General features: G+C 71.9%; 19 protein-coding genes. 6 read left to right on the forward strand and 13 right to left on the reverse strand.

The features are described 5' to 3' along the window. Positions 1-28: 28 nt before the first annotated feature. The 7 genes from WN71_RS07080 to WN71_RS07110 form a co-directional block, all read right to left on the reverse strand. Positions 29-1099, reverse strand: a complete 1071-nt coding sequence (locus WN71_RS07080) for an ABC transporter ATP-binding protein (RefSeq protein ID WP_046585131.1) — start codon at positions 1097-1099, stop codon at positions 29-31. Then, entirely contained in the window at positions 1096-2214 is a 1119-nt protein-coding gene (locus WN71_RS07085) for an ABC transporter ATP-binding protein (protein WP_240529583.1), read from the reverse strand. Before WN71_RS07085 ends, WN71_RS07080 begins: the two co-directional genes overlap by 4 nt. Then, entirely contained in the window at positions 2211-3131 is a 921-nt protein-coding gene (locus WN71_RS07090; protein ID WP_046585128.1) for an ABC transporter permease, read from the reverse strand. Before WN71_RS07090 ends, WN71_RS07085 begins: the two co-directional genes overlap by 4 nt. After that, on the reverse strand, positions 3124-4110 hold the full coding sequence (locus WN71_RS07095) for an ABC transporter permease (RefSeq protein ID WP_046585126.1): 987 nt from the start codon (positions 4108-4110) through the stop codon (positions 3124-3126). Before WN71_RS07095 ends, WN71_RS07090 begins: the two co-directional genes overlap by 8 nt. Before the next feature lie 77 nt (positions 4111-4187). Further along, positions 4188-6002, reverse strand: a complete 1815-nt coding sequence (locus tag WN71_RS07100) for an ABC transporter family substrate-binding protein (protein WP_046585125.1) — start codon at positions 6000-6002, stop codon at positions 4188-4190. A 381-nt stretch (positions 6003-6383) separates the two neighbouring features. Continuing rightward, positions 6384-7430 carry an NUDIX hydrolase gene (locus WN71_RS07105; protein ID WP_046585124.1) on the reverse strand — a complete coding sequence of 349 codons (1047 nt, stop codon included), beginning with the start codon at positions 7428-7430 and terminating at the stop codon, positions 6384-6386. A 169-nt stretch (positions 7431-7599) separates the two neighbouring features. Further along, complete coding sequence (locus tag WN71_RS07110) at positions 7600-7797, reverse strand: hypothetical protein (RefSeq protein WP_046585123.1); 198 nt, start codon at positions 7795-7797, stop codon at positions 7600-7602. Positions 7798-7901: 104 nt separating this feature from the next. Between WN71_RS07110 and WN71_RS07115 the strand changes: the two genes are divergently transcribed. Beyond that, positions 7902-8237 (forward strand): hypothetical protein, encoded by a 336-nt coding sequence (locus WN71_RS07115; protein ID WP_046585122.1) that lies wholly within the window; start codon positions 7902-7904, stop codon positions 8235-8237. A gap of 296 nt (positions 8238-8533) precedes the next feature. On the opposite strand, the gene WN71_RS07120 is transcribed toward WN71_RS07115, so the two are convergent. Next, positions 8534-9487: an ROK family protein gene (locus tag WN71_RS07120; protein ID WP_046585121.1), complete on the reverse strand. Its 954-nt coding sequence runs from the start codon at positions 9485-9487 to the stop codon at positions 8534-8536. A gap of 148 nt (positions 9488-9635) precedes the next feature. Here WN71_RS07120 and WN71_RS07125 point away from each other — a divergent pair, with 148 nt between their 5' ends. Together WN71_RS07125 and WN71_RS07130 are read left to right on the forward strand one after the other, a co-directional pair. Further along, a complete protein-coding gene (locus tag WN71_RS07125) occupies positions 9636-10742 on the forward strand; it encodes a LacI family DNA-binding transcriptional regulator (protein ID WP_206300031.1) in 1107 nt (368 codons plus the stop codon). A 16-nt stretch (positions 10743-10758) separates the two neighbouring features. Beyond that, a complete protein-coding gene (locus tag WN71_RS07130; protein ID WP_240529584.1) occupies positions 10759-11625 on the forward strand; it encodes a hypothetical protein in 867 nt (288 codons plus the stop codon). Here WN71_RS07130 and WN71_RS07135 read toward each other — a convergent pair. Then, positions 11540-12844, reverse strand: a complete 1305-nt coding sequence (locus tag WN71_RS07135; RefSeq protein ID WP_046585120.1) for a DUF6986 family protein — start codon at positions 12842-12844, stop codon at positions 11540-11542. The genes WN71_RS07130 and WN71_RS07135 overlap by 86 nt on opposite strands. Positions 12845-13038: 194 nt before the next feature. Here WN71_RS07135 and WN71_RS07140 point away from each other — a divergent pair, with 194 nt between their 5' ends. Further along, on the forward strand, positions 13039-13899 hold the full coding sequence (locus WN71_RS07140) for an endonuclease/exonuclease/phosphatase family protein (protein ID WP_046585322.1): 861 nt from the start codon (positions 13039-13041) through the stop codon (positions 13897-13899). A gap of 76 nt (positions 13900-13975) precedes the next feature. Here the strand turns inward: WN71_RS07140 and WN71_RS07145 are convergent, their stop codons facing one another. The 4 genes from WN71_RS07145 to WN71_RS07160 all read right to left on the reverse strand — a co-directional run bounded on the left by WN71_RS07145 (position 13976) and on the right by WN71_RS07160 (position 17201). Next, entirely contained in the window at positions 13976-14938 is a 963-nt protein-coding gene (locus WN71_RS07145; protein WP_046585119.1) for an electron transfer flavoprotein subunit alpha/FixB family protein, read from the reverse strand. A gap of 54 nt (positions 14939-14992) precedes the next feature. Then, a complete protein-coding gene (locus WN71_RS07150) occupies positions 14993-15778 on the reverse strand; it encodes an electron transfer flavoprotein subunit beta/FixA family protein (protein ID WP_046585118.1) in 786 nt (261 codons plus the stop codon). Between the two features lie 218 nt (positions 15779-15996). Next, the gene (locus WN71_RS07155; protein ID WP_079177701.1) at positions 15997-16566 is read right to left on the reverse strand and encodes a flavin reductase family protein; all 570 of its coding nucleotides are present in this window, start codon (positions 16564-16566) and stop codon (positions 15997-15999) included. A gap of 221 nt (positions 16567-16787) precedes the next feature. Beyond that, positions 16788-17201: a TlpA family protein disulfide reductase gene (locus WN71_RS07160; RefSeq protein WP_046585117.1), complete on the reverse strand. Its 414-nt coding sequence runs from the start codon at positions 17199-17201 to the stop codon at positions 16788-16790. Between the two features lie 75 nt (positions 17202-17276). On the opposite strand from WN71_RS07160, the gene WN71_RS07165 reads away from it, so the two are divergent. Next, on the forward strand, positions 17277-17693 hold the full coding sequence (locus tag WN71_RS07165) for a DUF4395 domain-containing protein (protein WP_046585116.1): 417 nt from the start codon (positions 17277-17279) through the stop codon (positions 17691-17693). 188 nt (positions 17694-17881) lie between these two features. Continuing rightward, positions 17882-18610: a lysophospholipid acyltransferase family protein gene (locus WN71_RS07170; protein WP_046585115.1), complete on the forward strand. Its 729-nt coding sequence runs from the start codon at positions 17882-17884 to the stop codon at positions 18608-18610. The last annotated feature ends 5 nt before the right edge of the window (positions 18611-18615 follow it).

Below are 18615 nucleotides of genomic sequence, written 5' to 3' on the forward strand. Positions count from 1 at the left end.
GCACGACCCGCCCTACGGCACGACCGCCCTACAGCAGGGTCACGTTCCGGGCGTAGTGGCAGGCGACCGGGTTGCCGCCGCCGCGGTCGACCAGGGCGGGCACCTCCTCGACGCAGGCGGTGCGTTCGCTGTCGGTGAGGTGCCGGGCGAAGGTGGGGCAGCGGGTGCGGAAGCGGCAGCCGCTGGGCGGGCGTACGGGGCTCGGCACGTCGCCCTGGACGGTGATGCGGGTGCGGGCGCGTTCCTTGCGCGGGTCGGGCAGCGGGATCGCGGAGACCAGGGCCTGGGTGTAGGGGTGCGCGGGGCGGGCGAACAGTTCGCGGGCGGGTGCGATCTCGACGAGGCGGCCCAGGTACATGACGGCGACCCGGCGGGCGACGTGCCGCATCACGGACAGGTCGTGGGCCACGAAGAGGAACGACAGGCCGAGTTCGCTCTGGAGGTCCATCAGCAGGTTGAGGACGCCGGCCTGGATGGAGACGTCGAGGGCGGAGACCGGCTCGTCTAGCACGATCACCTTGGGGTGCAGGGCCAACGCCCGTGCGATGCCGATGCGTTGGCGCTGGCCGCCGGAGAACTCGTGGGCGAAGCGGTTGCCGTGCTCGGGGTTGAGGCCGACGAGGCGCAGCAGTTCGCGGACCTCGTCCTTGGCTCCGGGACCGTAACGGCCGTGGATGCGCAGGGGTTCGGCGACGATCTCGTGGACGGAGATGCGCGGGTCGAGCGAGGCGTAGGGGTCCTGGAAGACGATCTGGAGTTCGCGGCGCAGGGGCCGCATCCGGCGTCTGTCGAGTGCGGTGAGGTCGCGGCCGCGGTAGCGGACCCGGCCGGAGGTGGCGGTCTCCAGGTTGAGCACGGTGCGTGCGACGGTCGTCTTGCCGGAGCCGGACTCGCCGACGAGGCCGAGGGTCTCGTTCTCGAACAGGTCGAAGGAGACCCCGCAGACGGCGTGCAGGTCGCCGACGCGGCGGCGCACCACGCCGCGGGACATGACGGGGAAGTGCTTGACGAGGTCGCGTACCTGGAGCACGGGTTCGCTGGTGCCGCCGTGTCCGGCGAGCGGCGGCAGGGCTGCGGCGGCGGGCTCGGACCGGGTCATACGGTGTCCTTTGGCGGCTCGTCGGGGGTGGTGGCGTCGGCGTAGCGGGCGAGGGCCTCGGCGTCGGCGCCGACGGTGTCGAAGACGTCCTCGGCGCCGGTGTCCGCGAGTTCGGCGGCGAAGTGGCAGGCGCTGAAGTGGGGTTCGGGGCCGACGGGGCGCAGCGCCGGTTCGGTGTCGTCGCAGGTGTCGCGGCGCAGGGGGCAGCGGGGCGCGAAGGGGCAGCCCGGCGGGAGGTTCAGCAGGGACGGCGGCGAGCCGGTGATGGGCGTGAGGCGTTCCTCGTCGCGGTCGAGGCGGGGCAGGGAGCCCAGCAGGCCGAGGGTGTAGGGCATCCGGGGGGTGTAGAAGATGTCCTCGACGGAGCCGGTCTCCACGATCCGTCCGGCGTACATGACGGCGACGCGGTCGGTGTGGCCGGCGACGACGCCGAGGTCGTGGGTGATGAGGACGAGCGCGGCGCCGGTCTCGGCGCGGGCGGTCTGGAGGGCTTCGAGGATCTGGGCCTGGACGGTGACGTCGAGGGCGGTGGTGGGTTCGTCGGCGATGATGACGTCGGGGTCGTTGGCCATGGCGATGGCGATGACGACGCGCTGGCGCATACCGCCGGAGAGTTCGTGCGGGTAGGCGTCGACGCGGCGTTCGGGGCCGGGGATGCCGACGGTGCCGAGGAGTTCGACGGCGCGGGCGCGGGCGGTGCGCCGGTTCAGGCCGGGGTGGTGGCGCTGGAGGGTCTCGGTGATCTGGTGGCCGACGGTGTGGACGGGGTTGAGGGAGGTCATCGGGTCCTGGAAGATCATGGCGATGCCGCTGCCGCGCAGGTCGGAGAGGCGGGCGTCGGACAGCCCGAGCAGTTCGGTGCCCTCGAAGCGCACGGAGCCGCCGACGCGGGCGGTGCCGGGCAGCAGGCCCATGACGGCGAGGGCGGTGACGGACTTGCCGGAGCCGGACTCGCCGACGATGCCGAGGGACTCGCCGCGGTCGAGGCGGTAGCCGACGCCGCGTACGGCGCGCACGGTGCCGTCCTCGGTGGGGAACTCCACGGTGAGGCCGTCGACTTCGAGGACGGCGTCGGTGACGGGCACGTCGCGCACCCCATGGCTGGTGGTGGTCACTGGCGCACCCTTTGCTGGCGGGGGTCGAAGGCGTCGCGCAGCCCGTCGCCGATGAAGTTGATGGTCAGGGCGATGGCGATGATGAAGGCGCCGGGGATGTAGAAGAGCCACGGCCGGGTGTCGACGGCGGTCTGCGCCTGGGAGACGAGCAGGCCGAGGGAGGTGTCGGGCGGCTGCACGCCGAAGCCGACGAAGGACAGGGCGGTCTCGGTGAGGATGCCGGTGGCCACCAGGACGGTCGCGTTGACGATGATCGGGCCGAGCGCGTTGGGCAGCAGGTGGCGGAGGATGATCCGGGTGTCGGAGGCGCCGAGGGCGCGTGCCGCCTCCACGAACTCCTTCTCGCGCAGCGACAGTACGGTGGAGCGCACCACGCGGGCGACGTAGGCCCAGGTGAGTCCGGCGATGACGGCGGCGATCCAGTACCAGGAGCCGCCGCTGCGCGAGGAGATGACGAGGGCGATCGCGAACAGCGGCAGGGTGAGGACGAGATCGGCGACGCGCATCATGACGGCGTCGACGAGGCCGCGGTAGAAGCCGGCGACGGCTCCCCAGACGGCGCCGACGGCGGTGGAGCCGAGCGCGATGAGGATGGCGACCTTGAGGGAGGTCTGGGTGCCGCGCATGACCTGGGCGTAGGCGTCGTATCCGGAGGAGTCGGTGCCGAACGGGTGCTTCCGGGAAGGGGCCTGGGAGTTGTCCGGGGTGAACTTGGCGTAGGAGTAGTGCCACAGGTGCGGTCCGACGAACGCCCACAGCACGATCAGCACGAACACCACGAGGCTGGCCATGGCGGCGCGGTGGCGGGCGAAGCGGCGCAGCACGAGCCGGGTCTGGCTGCGCTGCTCGACGGTGAACTCGTGTTCCCGGGCGGGCCGTCGGGAGTCCGCGGCCCCGGGTGCGTCGATCTCAGTCATAGCGGATCCTCGGGTCGAGTACGGCGTAGAGGAGATCGGCGAGCAGGTTGAACCCGATGACGACGACGGCGGACAGCAGCAGCCAGGCCATGGTCCGGTAGACGTCGACGGCCTGGGCCGACTGGACGAGCATCTCGCCCATGCCGTGCCACTGGAAGATCGTCTCGGTGATGACCGCGCCGCCCAGGATGATCGCGATGTCGAGGGCGGTGACGGTGGCGAGCGGGATCAGCGCGGTGCGCAGGGCGTGCCGGACCAGGACGGTGCGGCGGCGCAGGCCCTTGGCGCGGGCGAGGCGGACGTAGTCGCTGCCGAGCACTTCGAGCATGGAGGCGCGGGTGTAGCGGGTCCAGGAGGCGAAGGAGACCAGGGCGAGGGTGATGGTCGGCAGCACGAGATGGCCGAGGCGGTCGGTGAACTCGTTCCAGGTGGTGTCCACTTCGAGGTACGGCGACTTCTCCCCGATGGTGCCGAGGAACTGGCTCCCGGTCTGCTCGTTGAACCAGATCCCGGCCTGTTTGAGCAGGACGGCGAACCAGAACACCGGCATGGCGAGGAAGAGGAAGCCGACGAAGGTGATGGCGTAGTCGGCGGCGGAGTACTGGCGGATCGCGCTGAACACGCCGAAGACCACGGCCAGCAGCAGGGCGATGACCATGGCGGAGGCGACCAGGGTGACGGTGACCCGGAAGCGGGTGAACAGGTCGTGCCCGATGTCCAGGTTGGACTGCACGGACGGGCCGAAGTCGCCGTGCAGCACGCCGGTGATCCAGTGCCAGTAGCGTTCCATGACCGGCTGGTCGGCGTGGATGTGGCGGGCGAACGCGGCGACGGCGGCCTTGCTGGGAGCGGGCTGCCGGGAGGTGGCGAAGTTGGCGACCGGGTCGCCGGAGTTGACGACGACCAGGAAGACGACGAACGTCGAGACGACGAGGACGGGGATGGAGACGAGGATGCGGCGCACGGTGTAGGCGAGCATGCGGTCTTCTCTCGACGGCCCGCGGGTGCCGGCCCCGGGCTGGCCGGGGCCGGAACTCCGCTGCGGGACAAGGGGGGTTACTTCTTGAGGCCCCACTCACCGGTGTTGTAGGCCGGGCCCACGTTGGTGGCGTTGTTGCGCATGTTCACGTAGCGCGTCTGCACCGCCAGGAACGTCGGCTTCTGGTAGAGCGGCAGGACGTAGGCCGCGTCCGTCATGATCTGGTCGGCCTGGTTGAGCAGCGAGGCGGCCTTCGTCTGGTCCGTCTCGCCGATGGCCTGGGCGATCAGGGCGTCGACCTTCTTGTCGCTGTAGCCGCCGTAGTTTCCGCCGCCGCCGGTGTACCAGTTCTGCTGGGCGCCGGAGGTGGGGAAGGGCGGTGCGACCCACGCGAAGACGATGATGTCGTACTGGTGCCCGGCGAGGACCGTGCCGAGGTCGGCGGCGCCGATCGGCTTGATGGTGACCTTGATGCCGAGGTTCGCGAGGTCGCTCTGGAGGATCTGGCACTCGCTCTGCCGGATCTGGTTGCCGGTGGTGTAGCGGCAGTTGAAGGGGCCGACGGACTTTCCGTCCGGGGTCTTCAGCGCGCTGCCGACGCCGGTGAACTTCGCGTCCGTGAGGTACTTCTTCGCCTTGGTGAGATCTCCCGAGCCCTGCCCGGTGCCGCTGACCACGTCCTGGTAACCGGCCTGTCCGGGCACGAAGTTGTGGTTGCCGAGGGCCTTCACGCTCGGATCGAACTGGCCGACCGTCTTGGCGATGATGTCCTTGACGCTGATCGCGGTGAACATCGCCTGCCGCAGCGCGGTGTACTTGCCGATCACCGGGTTGTGCAGGTTCAGGTCGAAGTGCTCCCAGGTCAGCCCGTTGCCGATGACGTAGGTGACGTTGGGGATGTCCTTGACCTGGTTGACCAGGTCCACCTCGGGCTGCGGATAGATGCCCTGCACCTCGTTGTTCTTGAGGGCGATGGGCTCCTGGGTGGCGTCCGAGATCACCTTGAACACCAGCCGCTTCAGCGACGCCTTCTTCGCGCCCCACCACTTGGGGTCGGGGACGTAGGTGGCGTGGTCGTTGTCGGCCCACTCGGACATCTTGTAGGCGCCTGCGGTGGCGTACTTGGTCGGCGGGTTCTTCTGGAAGTACTGCCAGCCCGCGGTCATCTGAGCGGCCGTCATATGAGCGGCGTCGCCGGTCTTCGCGCCGGAGATCTTCTCGGCCACATGGGCGGGATAGAGCGGATACCCGGCGCCGAACAGGGACTTCCAGTCCGAGTACGGCTTGGACATCACCATCGTGACGGTCTTGCCGTTGTCGGAGGCGGTGAGGGACTTGATGCGGTCGTAGCCCGCGGTGCTCTGCGGCAGGCAGCCCTTGGTCTGGGTCGCGTCACTGGAGGGAGGCGGCGGGCAGTCCTTGCCGTTGTTGGTACGCCAGTAGTAGATGAAGTCGTCGGCGCTGATGGGCGTGCCGTCGTTCCACGACGCCTTCGGGTTGATCTTGTAGACGATGGTCTGCGGGCTGGAGCTGGTCTGCGTGGCCGAGGTGACCAGGTCGGTGTTGAGCGCCACGGACAGGTCGGGCTGCGGGACGAACACCTGGGGCAGGACGACCTCGAGGGCCTCGGCGTTCTCGAAGGTGTTGCCGTTGACGTCCTGGACGTTCCACTGCTGGATGTTCTTCTCCAGCACGTAGGTGAAGGAGCCACCGGACTTGGTGGTGCCCCCGTTGCAGGTGTTCGCCTTGCCTTGGGTGGTGCACGACGTGAGCCCGGCCGAGCCGCTCTTGTCGGATCCACCGCCGCTGCCGCCGCTGCAGGCGGCCAGGATCAGGGTGAGCCCGGCGGCGAGCGTGAGGCCCTTCGTGAGGGCAGAGGTGTGCGCGCGCATGTCCCTCCTTCGACTGGCGGGAGATCCGGCCGTGTCACATCGGCCGGCGGCCGCGAGGAAACTGAGCTGCGCCAAGACGTTAGAACGCCCGTGTACTTCTCTCGGGTTCGTGTTCATACCGGGACGGCGACAATTCGCCCTCGCTTTCCTCTCGGAACCCCCCAGCCGACGCAAAGTTGCCCGGTGGGGACATACGAGGGCGTGGAAGGCTCCAACGGCCCTGAGATCGAGGCGAGTTCGGGCATGTCCGGGCGCGGCCCGGTGGTGGGCCGGTCGCACGGGTCCCCGTGCCCCTTGAGGGGCGCGGGGACCCGCGCGATCAGCCCAGGACGACGGGCGGACGCAGAGGCACCGGCGGCCACAGCGACCCGTAGGGTCCTGTCACCTGCCGACCGGGACCCCCGCCTCCAGGTACAGCGCGGCGCCGCGCTCGCGGGCACGCAGGGCCCAGCGGAGACGTTCGTACCGTACGGGCGGGAGCAGGTCGGCCGCCTCCTGTTCGGTGACGAAGCGGCAGGCGCGCAGTTCGGGGCCCGGGAGCAGGAGGCGTCCGGCCTCGGCGGAGTCGAGTCGGCCGCCGTCGAACAGCAGCCGCAGCCCGCCGAACGCGGGCGCCGCGGGCCGCTCCCAGTCGACGACGAGCAGCCGGGGCAGGTCCTCCAGCCGTATCCCGGTCTCCTCCTCGACCTCGCGCACCCCCGCCCGCGCGGGCGCCTCGCCCGCCTCGACGACGCCGCCGGGGAACTCCCAGCCCGGCTTGTAGGTGGGGTCGACGAGCAGCACGCGGTCTTGCTCGTCGAAGAGCAGCACACCCGCGGCCACCGTCTCGGCGGTCGGCTCCGGGGTCTGCACGATGTCGCAGTAGGGCGCGGCGCCGCTGCCGACGGCTTCGGCGATGCGGACGGCCGTCTCGTACGGGGTGAGCGCGCCGGTGTCGATCACATGCGCGTCGGCGGTGAGCCAGGTGTCGAGCGCCGCGCGGTACGGCTCGATGTGGTCGTAGGCCCACTGCCGTACCCGGATCTCCCCGTCGGGCAGGTCGGAGGGGATCTCCCGGGCCGCGATCCGCTCGCGCAGGATCGTTTCGGCCGGGGCGAGCAGCAGATGTCGTACGGCGATCCGGCGGGCGGCGAGACCGCCGAAGATCTCGTCGCGGTAGTCCTGGCGGAGCAGCGTCATGGGGACGACGAGGGTCCCGCCGAGCTCGGCCAGCATCGCCGCCGCGGTGTCGATCACGAGCCGCCGCCAGATCGGCAGATCCTGGAAGTCGCCGACCTCGGCGAGGCGCTTGGCGGGCAGCAGGTGCGTCAGTGCCGCGCCGATGACCTCGGGGTCGAGAAGCGTGCTGTTCGGGATCAGTTCGATCAGTTCCCGTGCGGTGGTGGACTTCCCCGCACCGAACGCACCGTTGATCCAGACGATCACGATTCCCCCTCTTCTGTTGGCCCCCTGTGGCTTGCCCGCTCCACCCTGCCACGGAAACCAGCCCCAGTTGAGGGCGCCCGACCGGGACCCCGACGGGGTCCCCCGCGGGGTCCCGGGGGATCGGCGCCGGGTCCTCGGCCCGCGAGGTCGCCGGCGCCGCCCGCGCGCGGGGTCAGTCGGTCTGCGCCGGGGCCTCGTCGGCCGGGCCGAAGCTGTCCTGGCTGAACGTGTGGTCGAGGGCGCCGAGGGTGTCCCGGAGGCTCCCGTCGCCGAGGACGTGGTGGTCCGTGGCGTGCTGCGAGGGGGTGATCGCCGCGACGACGAACCCGGTGGCGAGGGAGGCGATGGCGAGCATGCTGCGCTTCTTCATGACCGGTTCAACCGTCCGGGGGCCGTCCAGGTCACGCCCGGGGACGGGGCCATGGGCTGGCATCCTCGTCAGGAGGGGGCGACGGCGGTCAGGAGGTGCGGGCGATGGGCGACGACGGGCACATCCACGTCGACATCAGGGTGCCGGGCAGCAACGCCGCCGTGCGCAATCTGCTGGCGGGAACCTTCGGCCTGGCCGCCGACCTGCCGAGCACGGTGACCACCGGCTGCCGTCAGCGGGTGCCGTTCGCGATGACGTCGCCGCGGCCGGACCGGGTGACCTGCCTGCCCTGCCGGGAGTACGCGCAGCGCCAGCACCTGCGGTTCGCGGAGCGCCTCGAACATCTGGCGGCGCTGCCGGGCTCACCGGTGACGCCGGCCCAGGCGGCCCGGGCGGCGGCCCGCCACCGCGAGATCGCGTCCCGCTTCGGCCGCCCGTGACGCCTCCGGCCGGTGGGCCCGATCGCGCAGTTCCCCGCGCCCCTGAGAGGGGTGTTCGGGCGTGCCCCGTCGGAGGCGCGAGGAACTGCGCGACCCGCCGCAACGGACCCGCACGGGGACACCACGCACAGCACCCGACCACCGGCCGGTGGGGGCTCAGCGCGCAGTTCCCCGCGCCCCTTACAGGGCACGGGCCAACCCCCTCTCAGGGGCGCGGGGAACTGCGCGACCGGCCACGGCGCACCCGCACAGGGGCACCACCCGAAGCGCCCGACTCCTGGCCCGTGGGAACCGGCCTACACCCCGGCCGCCGCCGAATCCGCCCGAAGGGCCAGCGCCGCGGCCGCCGCCCCCACCAGCCCCGCGTCCGTGCCCATCTGCGCGGGCACGACCGTCAGGCGGCTGACGAAGGAGAGCGTGGCGTAGGAGGCGAGGGCCTTGTTGAGCGGGCCGAAGAGGACGTCGCCCGCCTTGCCCACGCCCCCGCCGATGACGGCGATGTCGATCTCGACCAGGGTGGCCGTGGCCGCGATCCCGGCGGCCAGCGCCTGCGCGGCCCGCTCGAAGGACGCCACCGCGACCGGATCGCCGGCCCGGGCGGCGGCCGCGACGGCGGCGGCGGAGGCGTCCCCGTCGGGACCGGGCAGCCAGCCGTTGTCCAGCGCCCGCCGGGCGATGTTGGGGCCGCTCGCGATCCGCTCCACGCAGCCGCGCGACCCGCACGGGCAGAGGTCGCCGTCGAGGTCCACGCTGATGTGGCCGATGTGACCGGCGTTGCCGGTGGGACCGGGGTAGAGCTGCCCGTTCAGCACCAGACCGCCGCCGACACCGGTCGAGACCACCATGCACAGCGCGTTGTCGTGGCCGCGCGCGGCACCCTGCCAGTGCTCGGCCGCCGTGATCGCCACGCCGTCGCCGATGAGCTCGACGGGCAGTTCGCCGACCGCCGCACGCACCCGCTCCACCAGCGGGAACCCGCGCCACCCCGGCACGTTGACCGGGCTGACCGTACCCGCCGAGGCGTCCACCGGACCGGCGCTGCCGATGCCGAGCGCGGCGACCCGGTCCCACAGGGGCGAGGCCGCGAGCTCGCCGAGCACCTCCGCCACGGCCCGCATGACGGTCTCGCCGTCCTGCTGCGCGGGCGTCGCGCGCTGGGCCCGCACCAGGATGCTGCCGCGGCCGTCCACCAGCGCGCCGGCGATCTTGGTGCCGCCGATGTCGAGCGCGGCCACGAGGTCGGTGGTCATCAAGAGTCAGGTCTCCCCGTCGAACGTGAGGGATGGGCGGGCGGTCCGACGCTGGGGGACGCGGGCCGGAGAATGCGTTGGACAGTCTCTCGCGCTCATGACAACGTTGTCCAGGCTCTATGCTCGACGCCACATCCTCATACAAACCATGGACCGCCGCACCCCCGTGGAAGACGAGACAGGACAGCGCATCGTGCCCGAGGCCATTCGCCGCACCTCCCGCCCCGCCGAGCACCACGCGGGGAACCGTTACGGCAACCGCCCGACGATGAAGGACGTCGCGGCGCGCGCCGGTGTCGGCCTGAAGACGGTCTCCCGCGTGGTCAACGGCGAGCCCGGCGTCACCCCGGACACCGAGCGGCGGGTGCAGGAGGCCATCGACGCGCTCGGCTTCCGCCGCAACGACAGCGCGCGCGTGCTGCGCAAGGGCCGCACCGCGAGCATCGGCCTGGTCCTGGAGGACCTGTCCGACCCGTTCTACGGCCCGCTCAGCCGGGCGGTGGAGGAGGTGGCCCGCGCCCACGGCACGCTGCTGTTCAACGGCTCCAGCGCCGAGGACCCCGAGCGGGAGCAGGAGTTGGCGCTGGCGCTGTGCGCGCGCCGGGTGGACGGGCTCGTGGTGATCCCGGCCGGCGACGACCACCGCTATCTGGAGCCGGAGATCAAGGCGGGCGTGGCGACGGTGTTCGTGGACCGTCCGGCCGGGCGGATCGACGCCGACGTGGTGCTGTCGGACAACTACGGCGGGGCCCGCGACGGCGTGGCCCATCTGATCGCCCACGGCCACCGGCGGATAGGTTTCATCGGTGACATGCCCGGCATCCACACGGCCGAGGAGCGGCTGCGCGGCTATCGCGCGGCGATGGAGGACGCGGGCATACCGGTCGAGGACGCGTGGATGTCGCTGGGCGTCACCGACCCGGAGCGGGTGCGCCGGGCCGCCGAGGAGATGCTCCGCGGGCCCGCCCCCGTCACCGCGATCTTCGCGGGCAACAACCGGGTGACGGTCACGGTGATCCGGGTGCTCGCCGGGCAGACGCGTCAGGTCGCCCTCGTCGGCTTCGACGACATCGAGCTCGCCGACCTGCTCCAGCCGGGCGTCACGGTCGTCGCGCAGGACGCCGCTGCCCTCGGCCGTACGGCCGCCGAGCGCCTCTTCCGTCAGCTGGACGGCTCGCTGGTCACGCCCGAGCGGGTGGAGCTGCCGACCCGGCTGATCACCCGCGGCTCGGGCGAACTGCCGCCCGCGGACTGAGAGCCGGAGGGCGGCGATGGACGACCGGTCGCTGGAGGCGCTGGGTCTGGCGCAGGCCCCGCGGGAGCACCCGTTGCGCTACCCGGGCTCCTGGCCCGCGCGGTCCGGGCTCCTCGACGGCAACCGGATGATGCCGCTGGAGCGGCTGACACACCCGGACCGCACGCCCGTCCTGTGCGTCGGCTCCAACGCCTGCCCGGCCCAACTGCGCCACAAGATGGCCGAGTCCGGCATCGCCTCGCCGGTCCCGATGGTCAAGGCGCGGGTCACGGGGGTCGAGATCGGGGTCTCCGCGCATGTGTCGCTCGCGGGGTATGTGTCCTCGTCACCGGTCCGGGCGCCGGGCGTCGTACGGGAGTTGTTCGTCCTGTGGCTCGACGAGCGGCAGTTGGGCGTGATCGACGACAGCGAGGGCGTGTGCTCGCCGACCGGCAACTACGAGCGGCGCACGCTGCCTTCGCCGGACGTCCGGGTCCTGCTGGAGAACGGCGAGACGGTGCCGGAGGTGTCCGCCTACGTCAACCGGCACGGCGTGCTGCACGACGGCTCCGGCGCCCCGCTGACGTATCCGGGGCAGCGGGCGCTGCTCGGCGAACTCCTGGAGGGTTCGGCGCAGTTGCGCGGGCTGTTCGGGACGACACCGGAGGAGTTCAGCGCGCGGGCGCGGGCGGACCGGGAGCTGTGCGCGCGGGGCACGCGGGTGTTCGCCGAGGAGGGGCTGGTGACGGCCTCGGGCCTGGAGCGGTACGGGCCGGCGCGACGCCCGCCCGCCACGGGCCCGTCGGGGCCGGGACCGCTCACCCCGCCGAAGCCGTCAGGTCCCCCCGGCGCGGCGTCGCGAACGCTTCGAGGCCGGCCCGGTCCAGGCCGGTCAGCCCGGTGACCTCGGCGAGGTCGAGCGCGCCGCAGTCCAGGCCGCGCAGCAGGTAGCCGCTGAGCGCCTTGGCGGTGGCGGGCTCGTCCATGACGTCGCCGGTGGCCCGCTCGGCGTACCGGGCGAGGCGGGCGGCCGCCGCGGCGAGGCCCTCGCGGTAGAAGGCGAAGACGGCCGCGTACCGGGTGGGCAGGTGGCCGGGGTGCATGTCCCAGCCCTGGTAGTAGGCGCGGGCGAGGGCGCGGCGGGTGAGACCGTAGTGCAGCCGCCAGGCGGCGTGGACCTGTGCGGTCGGGCCGACCGGCAGGACGTTGGTGGAGCCGTCCGAGACGCGCACGCCGGTGCCCGCCGCCGCGACCTGCATGACCGCCTTGGCGTGGTCGGCGGCGGGGTGGTCGGAGGCCTGGTGGGCGGCGGAGACGCCGAGGCAGGCGCTGTAGTCGAAGGTGCCGTAGTGCAGGCCGGTGGCGCGTCCCTCGGCCGCCTGGATCATCCGGGCGACGGTGGCGGTGCCGTCGGCGGCGAGGATGGCCTGGCTCGTCTCGATCTGGATCTCGAAGCCGATCCGGCCGGGTGCGAGGCCGTGCGCCCTCTCGAACGCGTCGAGGAGCCGGACCATGGCGGTGACCTGCTCGGGATAGGTCACCTTGGGCAGTGTGAGGACGAGTCCGCCGGGCAGTCCGCCCGCCTCCATGAGCCCGGTGAGGAAGACGTCGAGGGTGCGGATGCCCCGGTCGCGCACGGCGGCCTCCATGCACTTCATGCGGATGCCCGTGTACGGCGGCGCCGTGCCGTCGGCGTACGCCCGCGCGACGAGCCGGGCCGCACGGGCCGCCGCGTGGTCCTCCTCGGCGTCGGCGCGGTGGCCGTAGCCGTCCTCGAAGTCGACGCGCAGGTCCTCGACGGGTTCCTGGCGCAGCTTGGCGCGGACCCGGTCGTGCACGGGTCCGGCGAGGTCGTCGGAGAGGCCGAGGACGGCGGCGAGGGAGGCGGCGTCGGGGGCGTGCTCGTCGAGCGCGGCAAGGGCCTGGTCGCCCCAGGAGCGGACGGTGTCGGCGGTGAGGAGGTCGCCGGGGACGTAGACGGTGTGGACCGGCTGGCGGGTGCCGGGGTCCCCGGGGTAGCGGGCCGCGAGTTCCGCGTCGACCGGCGCGAGGGAGGCGCTGATCTCCTCGCCGACGGTCCCCGCGAGGCTCGTCGCCACCTTCTCCTGCTGACCCTGACCCATGCCCCATCCTCCGGTTCGGCGGCTTCCCGCACCACAGAATCAACAATCTGTTGAAGGAACGTAACCGGCCCGCTTCCGGCAGGTCAACACCCTTCGTGGCACCGGGCGGTCTTCCGTGGAGCGCCGCCTGCCCTCATCCTGACCCGCAAGGGGAGGGGGAGCATGTGGCGCACTTCGCGGACGTCACACGACGGATGGGACTGAGAGTGGCACTCGGGATCGCGGTGGCGCTGCCGCTGGTGGGGTCCGAACCCGCTTCGGCACTGCGGCCGCGGGGCCGCGAGCTCGACGTCATGACCTTCAATCTGCGGTACGCGAGCGACCGGGAGCCCAACAGCTGGGCGGACCGGCGCCCGGTGATGCGGGAGCTGCTGCGCCGGGCCGCGCCGCACGTCATCGGCACGCAGGAGGGCATCTACCAGCAGCTGCGCGACATCGCGGCGGACCTCGGGCCGTCGTACGACTGGATCGGGACCGGCCGCCGGGGCGGCAGCGAGGACGAGCAGACGGCCGTCTTCTACGACAACCGCCGGCTCGCGCCGGTGGCGTACGACCACTTCTGGCTCTCCGACACGCCGAAGGTGATCGGCTCCAACACCTGGGGCGCCGACCATCCGCGGATCGTCACCTGGGTCCGGTTCCGCGATCTGGGGGACGCAGGGCAGGAGTTCTACGTCCTCAACACGCACCTCGACAACGCGAGCGGGTACGCCCGCACCCGTTCGGCGGCGCTCATCGCCGAGCGGCTGCACGGCTTCGACCGGCGGCTGCCGGTGGTGGTGACCGGCGACTTCAACTGCCTGGCGGACGACCCCGTGCACGCCACGCTGCTCGCCGCCGGGCTGGTCGACGCCTGGGACGCGGCGGCCGAACGGGGGCCGTCGTACGCGACCTTCCACGGCTTCGAGCCGCCCGCCCTCGATGACCGGCGGATCGACTGGATCCTGGTGACACCGGGCGTGACCGCGCAGCGGGCCGCGGTCGACCTGTACCACGTGGACGGCCAGTACCCGAGCGACCATCTGCCGGTGCGGGTGTCGCTGACGCTGTCCTGAGCGCTGCCGGACGGGCCGGGGTACGCCGAGGCCCCCGCGACCTGAGCGGTCACGGGGGCCTCGGCGAGCGGGGGGATCAGCCCTTGCGGGCCTTGACCTCCTCGGTCAGCTGCGGGACGACGTCGAACAGGTCGCCGACGACGCCGTAGTCGACCAGGTCGAAGATCGGAGCCTCGGGGTCCTTGTTGACCGCGACGATCGTCTTCGAGGTCTGCATACCGGCGCGGTGCTGGATGGCGCCGGAGATGCCGTTGGCGATGTACAGCTGCGGCGAGACCGACTTGCCGGTCTGGCCGACCTGGTTGGTGTGCGGGTACCAGCCGGCGTCCACCGCGGCGCGGGAGGCGCCGACGGCCGCGCCGAGCGAGTCGGCGAGGGCCTCGATGATCGCGAAGTTCTCCGCGCCGTTGACGCCACGGCCGCCGGAGACGACGATCGCGGCCTCGGTCAGCTCCGGGCGGCCGGTGGACTCGCGCGGCGTACGGCCGGTGACCTTGGTACCGGTCGCGAGCGCGGAGAACGACACGGCCAGGGCCTCGACCGCGCCGGCGGCCGGGGCGGCCTCGACGGCGGCGCTGTTGGGCTTGACCGTGATGACCGGGGTGCCCTTGGCGACACGGGTCTTGGTGGTGAAGGACGCGGCGAACACCGACTGGGTGGCGACCGGGCCCTCGTCCGAGGCCTCCAGGTCGACGGCGTCGGTGATGATGCCCGAGCCGATGCGCAGCGCGAGACGGGCGGCGATCTCCTTGCCCTCGGCGGAGGACGGGACCAGCACGGCGGCCGGGGAGACGGCGGCGACGGCGGCCTGGAGCGCGTCGACCTTCGGGACGACCAGGTAGTCGGCGTACTCGGCGGCCTCGTGGGTGAGGACCTTCACCGCGCCGTGCTCGGCGAGCGTGGCGGCGGTGTCGGCGGCGCCGCCTCCGAGCGCGACCGCGACGGGCTCGCCGATGCGGCGGGCGAGGGTCAGCAGCTCCAGGGTGGGCTTGCGGACGGCACCGTCCACGTGGTCGACGTAGACGAGGACTTCAGCCATGGGAATGCTCTCCTGCGGGGATGGATTGAGGGGCGGTCAGCGAGACTGCGGGGCCTAGATGAACTTCTGGCCCGCGAGGAACTCGGCGAGCTGCTTGCCGCCCTCGCCCTCGTCCTTGACGATCGTGCCGGCGGTGCGGGCCGGACGCGCGTTCGCGGCGTCGACCTTGGTCCAGGCACCGTCGAGACCGACCTCCTCCGCCTCGATGTCGAGGTCGGACAGGTCCCAGGACTGAACCGGCTTCTTCTTGGCCGCCATGATGCCCTTGAAGGACGGGTACCGCGCCTCGCCCGACTGGTCGGTGACCGACACGACCGCCGGCAGGGACGCCTCGAGCTGCTCGCTGGCGGCGTCGCCGTCGCGGCGGCCCGTGACGGTGCCGTCCTCGACCTTGACCTCGGAGAGCAGGGTGACCTGCGGGACGCCCAGACGCTCCGCGACCAGCGCCGGTACGACACCCATGGTGCCGTCGGTGGAGGCCATGCCGGAGATGACCAGGTCGTAGCCGGCCTTCTCGATGGCCTTGGCCAGCACCAGGGAGGTGCCGATGGCGTCCGTGCCGTGCAGGTCGTCGTCCTCGACGTGGATCGCCTTGTCGGCGCCCATCGAGAGGGCCTTGCGCAGCGCGTCCTTCGCGTCCTCCGGGCCGACGGTGAGAACGGTGACCTCGGCGTCGTCCGCGTCCTCGGCGATCTGGAGCGCCTGCTCGACCGCGTACTCGTCCAGCTCGGAGAGCAGACCGTCCACGTCGTCCCGGTCGACGGTCAGGTCATCGGCGAAGTGCCGGTCGCCAGTGGCGTCGGGCACGTACTTCACAGTGACAACGATCCTCAAGCTCACGCCGGCTCTCCTACTGCATCGTCATTTCCGGGCTGCCTTCTAGCAGGCAGCATAGGCGCCTCTAGCGGTCCGTCCCGGTCGGGGCGACCCACGCTCCGAACGAAATATTACTCGTCAGTACACCCAGTTCATGCCCGCTAAGCAAGCGCTTTGAACTGTGACCTTTGCAACGCAGCGTAACCGTAACTCGACGACTCCGCAGAGCGGCCGGAGGGTGACTAATCCCGCAGGCCGCTGAACCGGCCCTGGTAGTAGAGGAGCGGACGCCCGTGACCGGCGGGGTCGCCCAGGACCACCTCGGCGACCACGATCCGGTGGTCGCCCGCGGGCACCCGGGCCACCACCCGGCACACCAGCCAGGCGAGCACGCCGTCGAGAACGGGCACGCCCTCGGCGCCCTCGCTCCAGGCCGTCGGCGCGCCGAAGCGGTCGGCGCCGCTGCGGGCGAAGGTCGCGGCCAGCTCCTGCTGGTGCTCGCCGAGTATGTGCACCCCGACATGGTCCGTCCGGGAGAGCGCGGGCCAGCTGGAGGCGCCCGTGCTCACGCCGAAGGAGAGCATCGGCGGTTCGGCGGAGACGGAGGTGAGGGAGGTGGCGGTGAAGCCGACCGGGCCGGCCTCACCGCGGGCGGTGATGACCGCGACGCCCGCGGCGTGCCGCCTGAAGACGGAGCGGAGCAGGTCGGGCGAGGCGGGGTGGGCGGCGCCCGGGTCCGACGCGGACGGTCGGGCGGCGCCGGGGGCGGGCGAGGTGAGGTGCGGGGTTCCCAGGTCGGGCGAGGCCGTCATGGAGTTGTCCTTCTGGGGAGGGGGCGGGCCGGGTCCGTGGCTGCTTCAGCAGCCCGGACAGCACGCGCTCGCGGTGCGGGCCAGGTCGACGTGGGCGCGCCCGTGAAGAAGGAGGTCCGAAGGCATGGTGTCAGGCTGACGATAGGTGGAGCGTGCAGTCAAGTACGTACCGGCATGTGGGAGATGCCTCACCGTCATGTACGCGCAAGCCCGCACGCCCGTCAGACCGCCTCTCCCAGCGCCGCGATGACGTCCGCCTTGCGGGGCTGGCCGCTGGCGCGGCGCACGATCCGCCCGTCGGCGTCCAGGACCAGCACGGTGGGCGTCTTGAGGATGCCGAGGTCGCGCACCAACTCCAGGCGGTCCTCGGCGTCGATCTCGACATGGGACACGCCGGGCACCATCCCGGCCACTTCGCCGAGGATGCGCCGGGTGGCCCGGCAGGGCGCGCAGAAGGCGCTGGAGAACTGCACCAGCGTGGCGCGCTCGCCCAGGTCGCCGCCGAGGTCGGCCGCGCCCAGCCGCTTTCCGTCGTCGCGTCCACGCACGCGCACTCTCCCGCTCCGCCGCCGATGCAGCACTCCGAACACGCTCGCCGCCGCGAGCACCGCCACGCACACCACAAGTCCGGTCATCGCCTGCTCAAGCGTTCACGAGACTGCAAAGATTCCCGACTCCTGCCCGTGTCGTCGTTGCGGAATGCTTGATTCATGGACATTGATGCGAGAGGGCCGCGGTTCGGGGCGGCCGTGACGACGGTCGTGCTGGCCGCGGTGCTGGTCTCGGGCAGCGCCTGGCTGCTGGCCTGGCAGACCCTGGCGTTCGCGCTGGGCGCGGCCGCGGGGGTGGCGAAGTCGCCGTACGGATGGCTGTTCCGGACGGCCGTACGGCCGCGGATCGGGCCGCCCACCGAGTGGGAGGCGCCGCAGCCGCCGCGGTTCGCGCAGGCGGTGGGGCTGGTCTTCGCCGGCCTCGGGCTGGTCGGCTACACGCTGGGACCCGACTGGCTGGGACCGGCGGCGACCGGGGCGGCGCTGGCGGCGGCGTTCCTGAACGCCGCCTTCGGCTACTGCCTGGGCTGCGAGATGTATCTGCTGGTGCGCCGGGTGACGGCGGGAGCAGAGTAAAGAAGATTTAAAAGCCCGAGGTGGATCACAGGAAAGACGTGACGAGGATCTCGTCGGCGCCGGGCACCAGGGCTGGCTCCCGGCGCGTTCTTCGGGCACCATCTGCGGGATGCCGTAAACCTACGGCCCCGTAACTTTCTTACTGGGAGACCCCTTCCCAGGCGTAGCAGGAAGGGTCCACGCCGCCCATGGCAGAGCTGGTCTACCACCCCGTCATCGGATTCGCCCGCACCCTGTTCAAGGCGTGGGACCTCCAGATCGACTGCCAGGGGTCGGAGAACATTCCGCGCTCGGGCGGTGCCGTGCTGGTGAGCAATCACATCAGCTACCTGGACTTCGTGTTCGACGGGCTGGCGGCGCTGCCGGCGAAGCGGCTGGTGCGGTTCATGGCGAAGGAGTCGGTGTTCCGGCACCGGGTCTCCGGCCCGCTGATGCGCGCCATGAAGCACATCCCGGTCGACCGCGCGCAGGGCGAGACGGCCTACGCGCAGGCGCTGGACGCGCTGCGCTCCGGTGAGATCGTCGGGGTCTTCCCCGAGGCGACCATCTCGCAGTCGTTCACGCTGAAGAGCTTCAAGTCGGGTGCCGTGCGCATGGCCCAGGAGGCCGGCGTGCCGCTGATCCCGGTGGCGCTGTGGGGCACGCAGCGGCTGTGGACCAAGGGCCACCCGCGCAACTTCAAGCGCGACCACCTGCCGATCACCATCCGGGTCGGCGAGGCGATCGAGGCCTCCCGCGACAAGTACGCGGGCGCCCTGACCCGTCAGCTGCGCGAGCGGATCCAGGAACTGCTGGACGCCGCCCAGCGCGCCTACCCCGGCCGCCCCAAGGGCCCGGACGACACCTGGTGGCTCCCGGCCCACCTCGGCGGCACGGCCCCGACTCCGGAAGAGGTCCGCGCCGCGGAAGCCCGCTGACGGGG

This window comes from Streptomyces mangrovisoli, assembly GCF_000974985.2.
Lineage (GTDB): Bacteria > Actinomycetota > Actinomycetes > Streptomycetales > Streptomycetaceae > Streptomyces > Streptomyces mangrovisoli.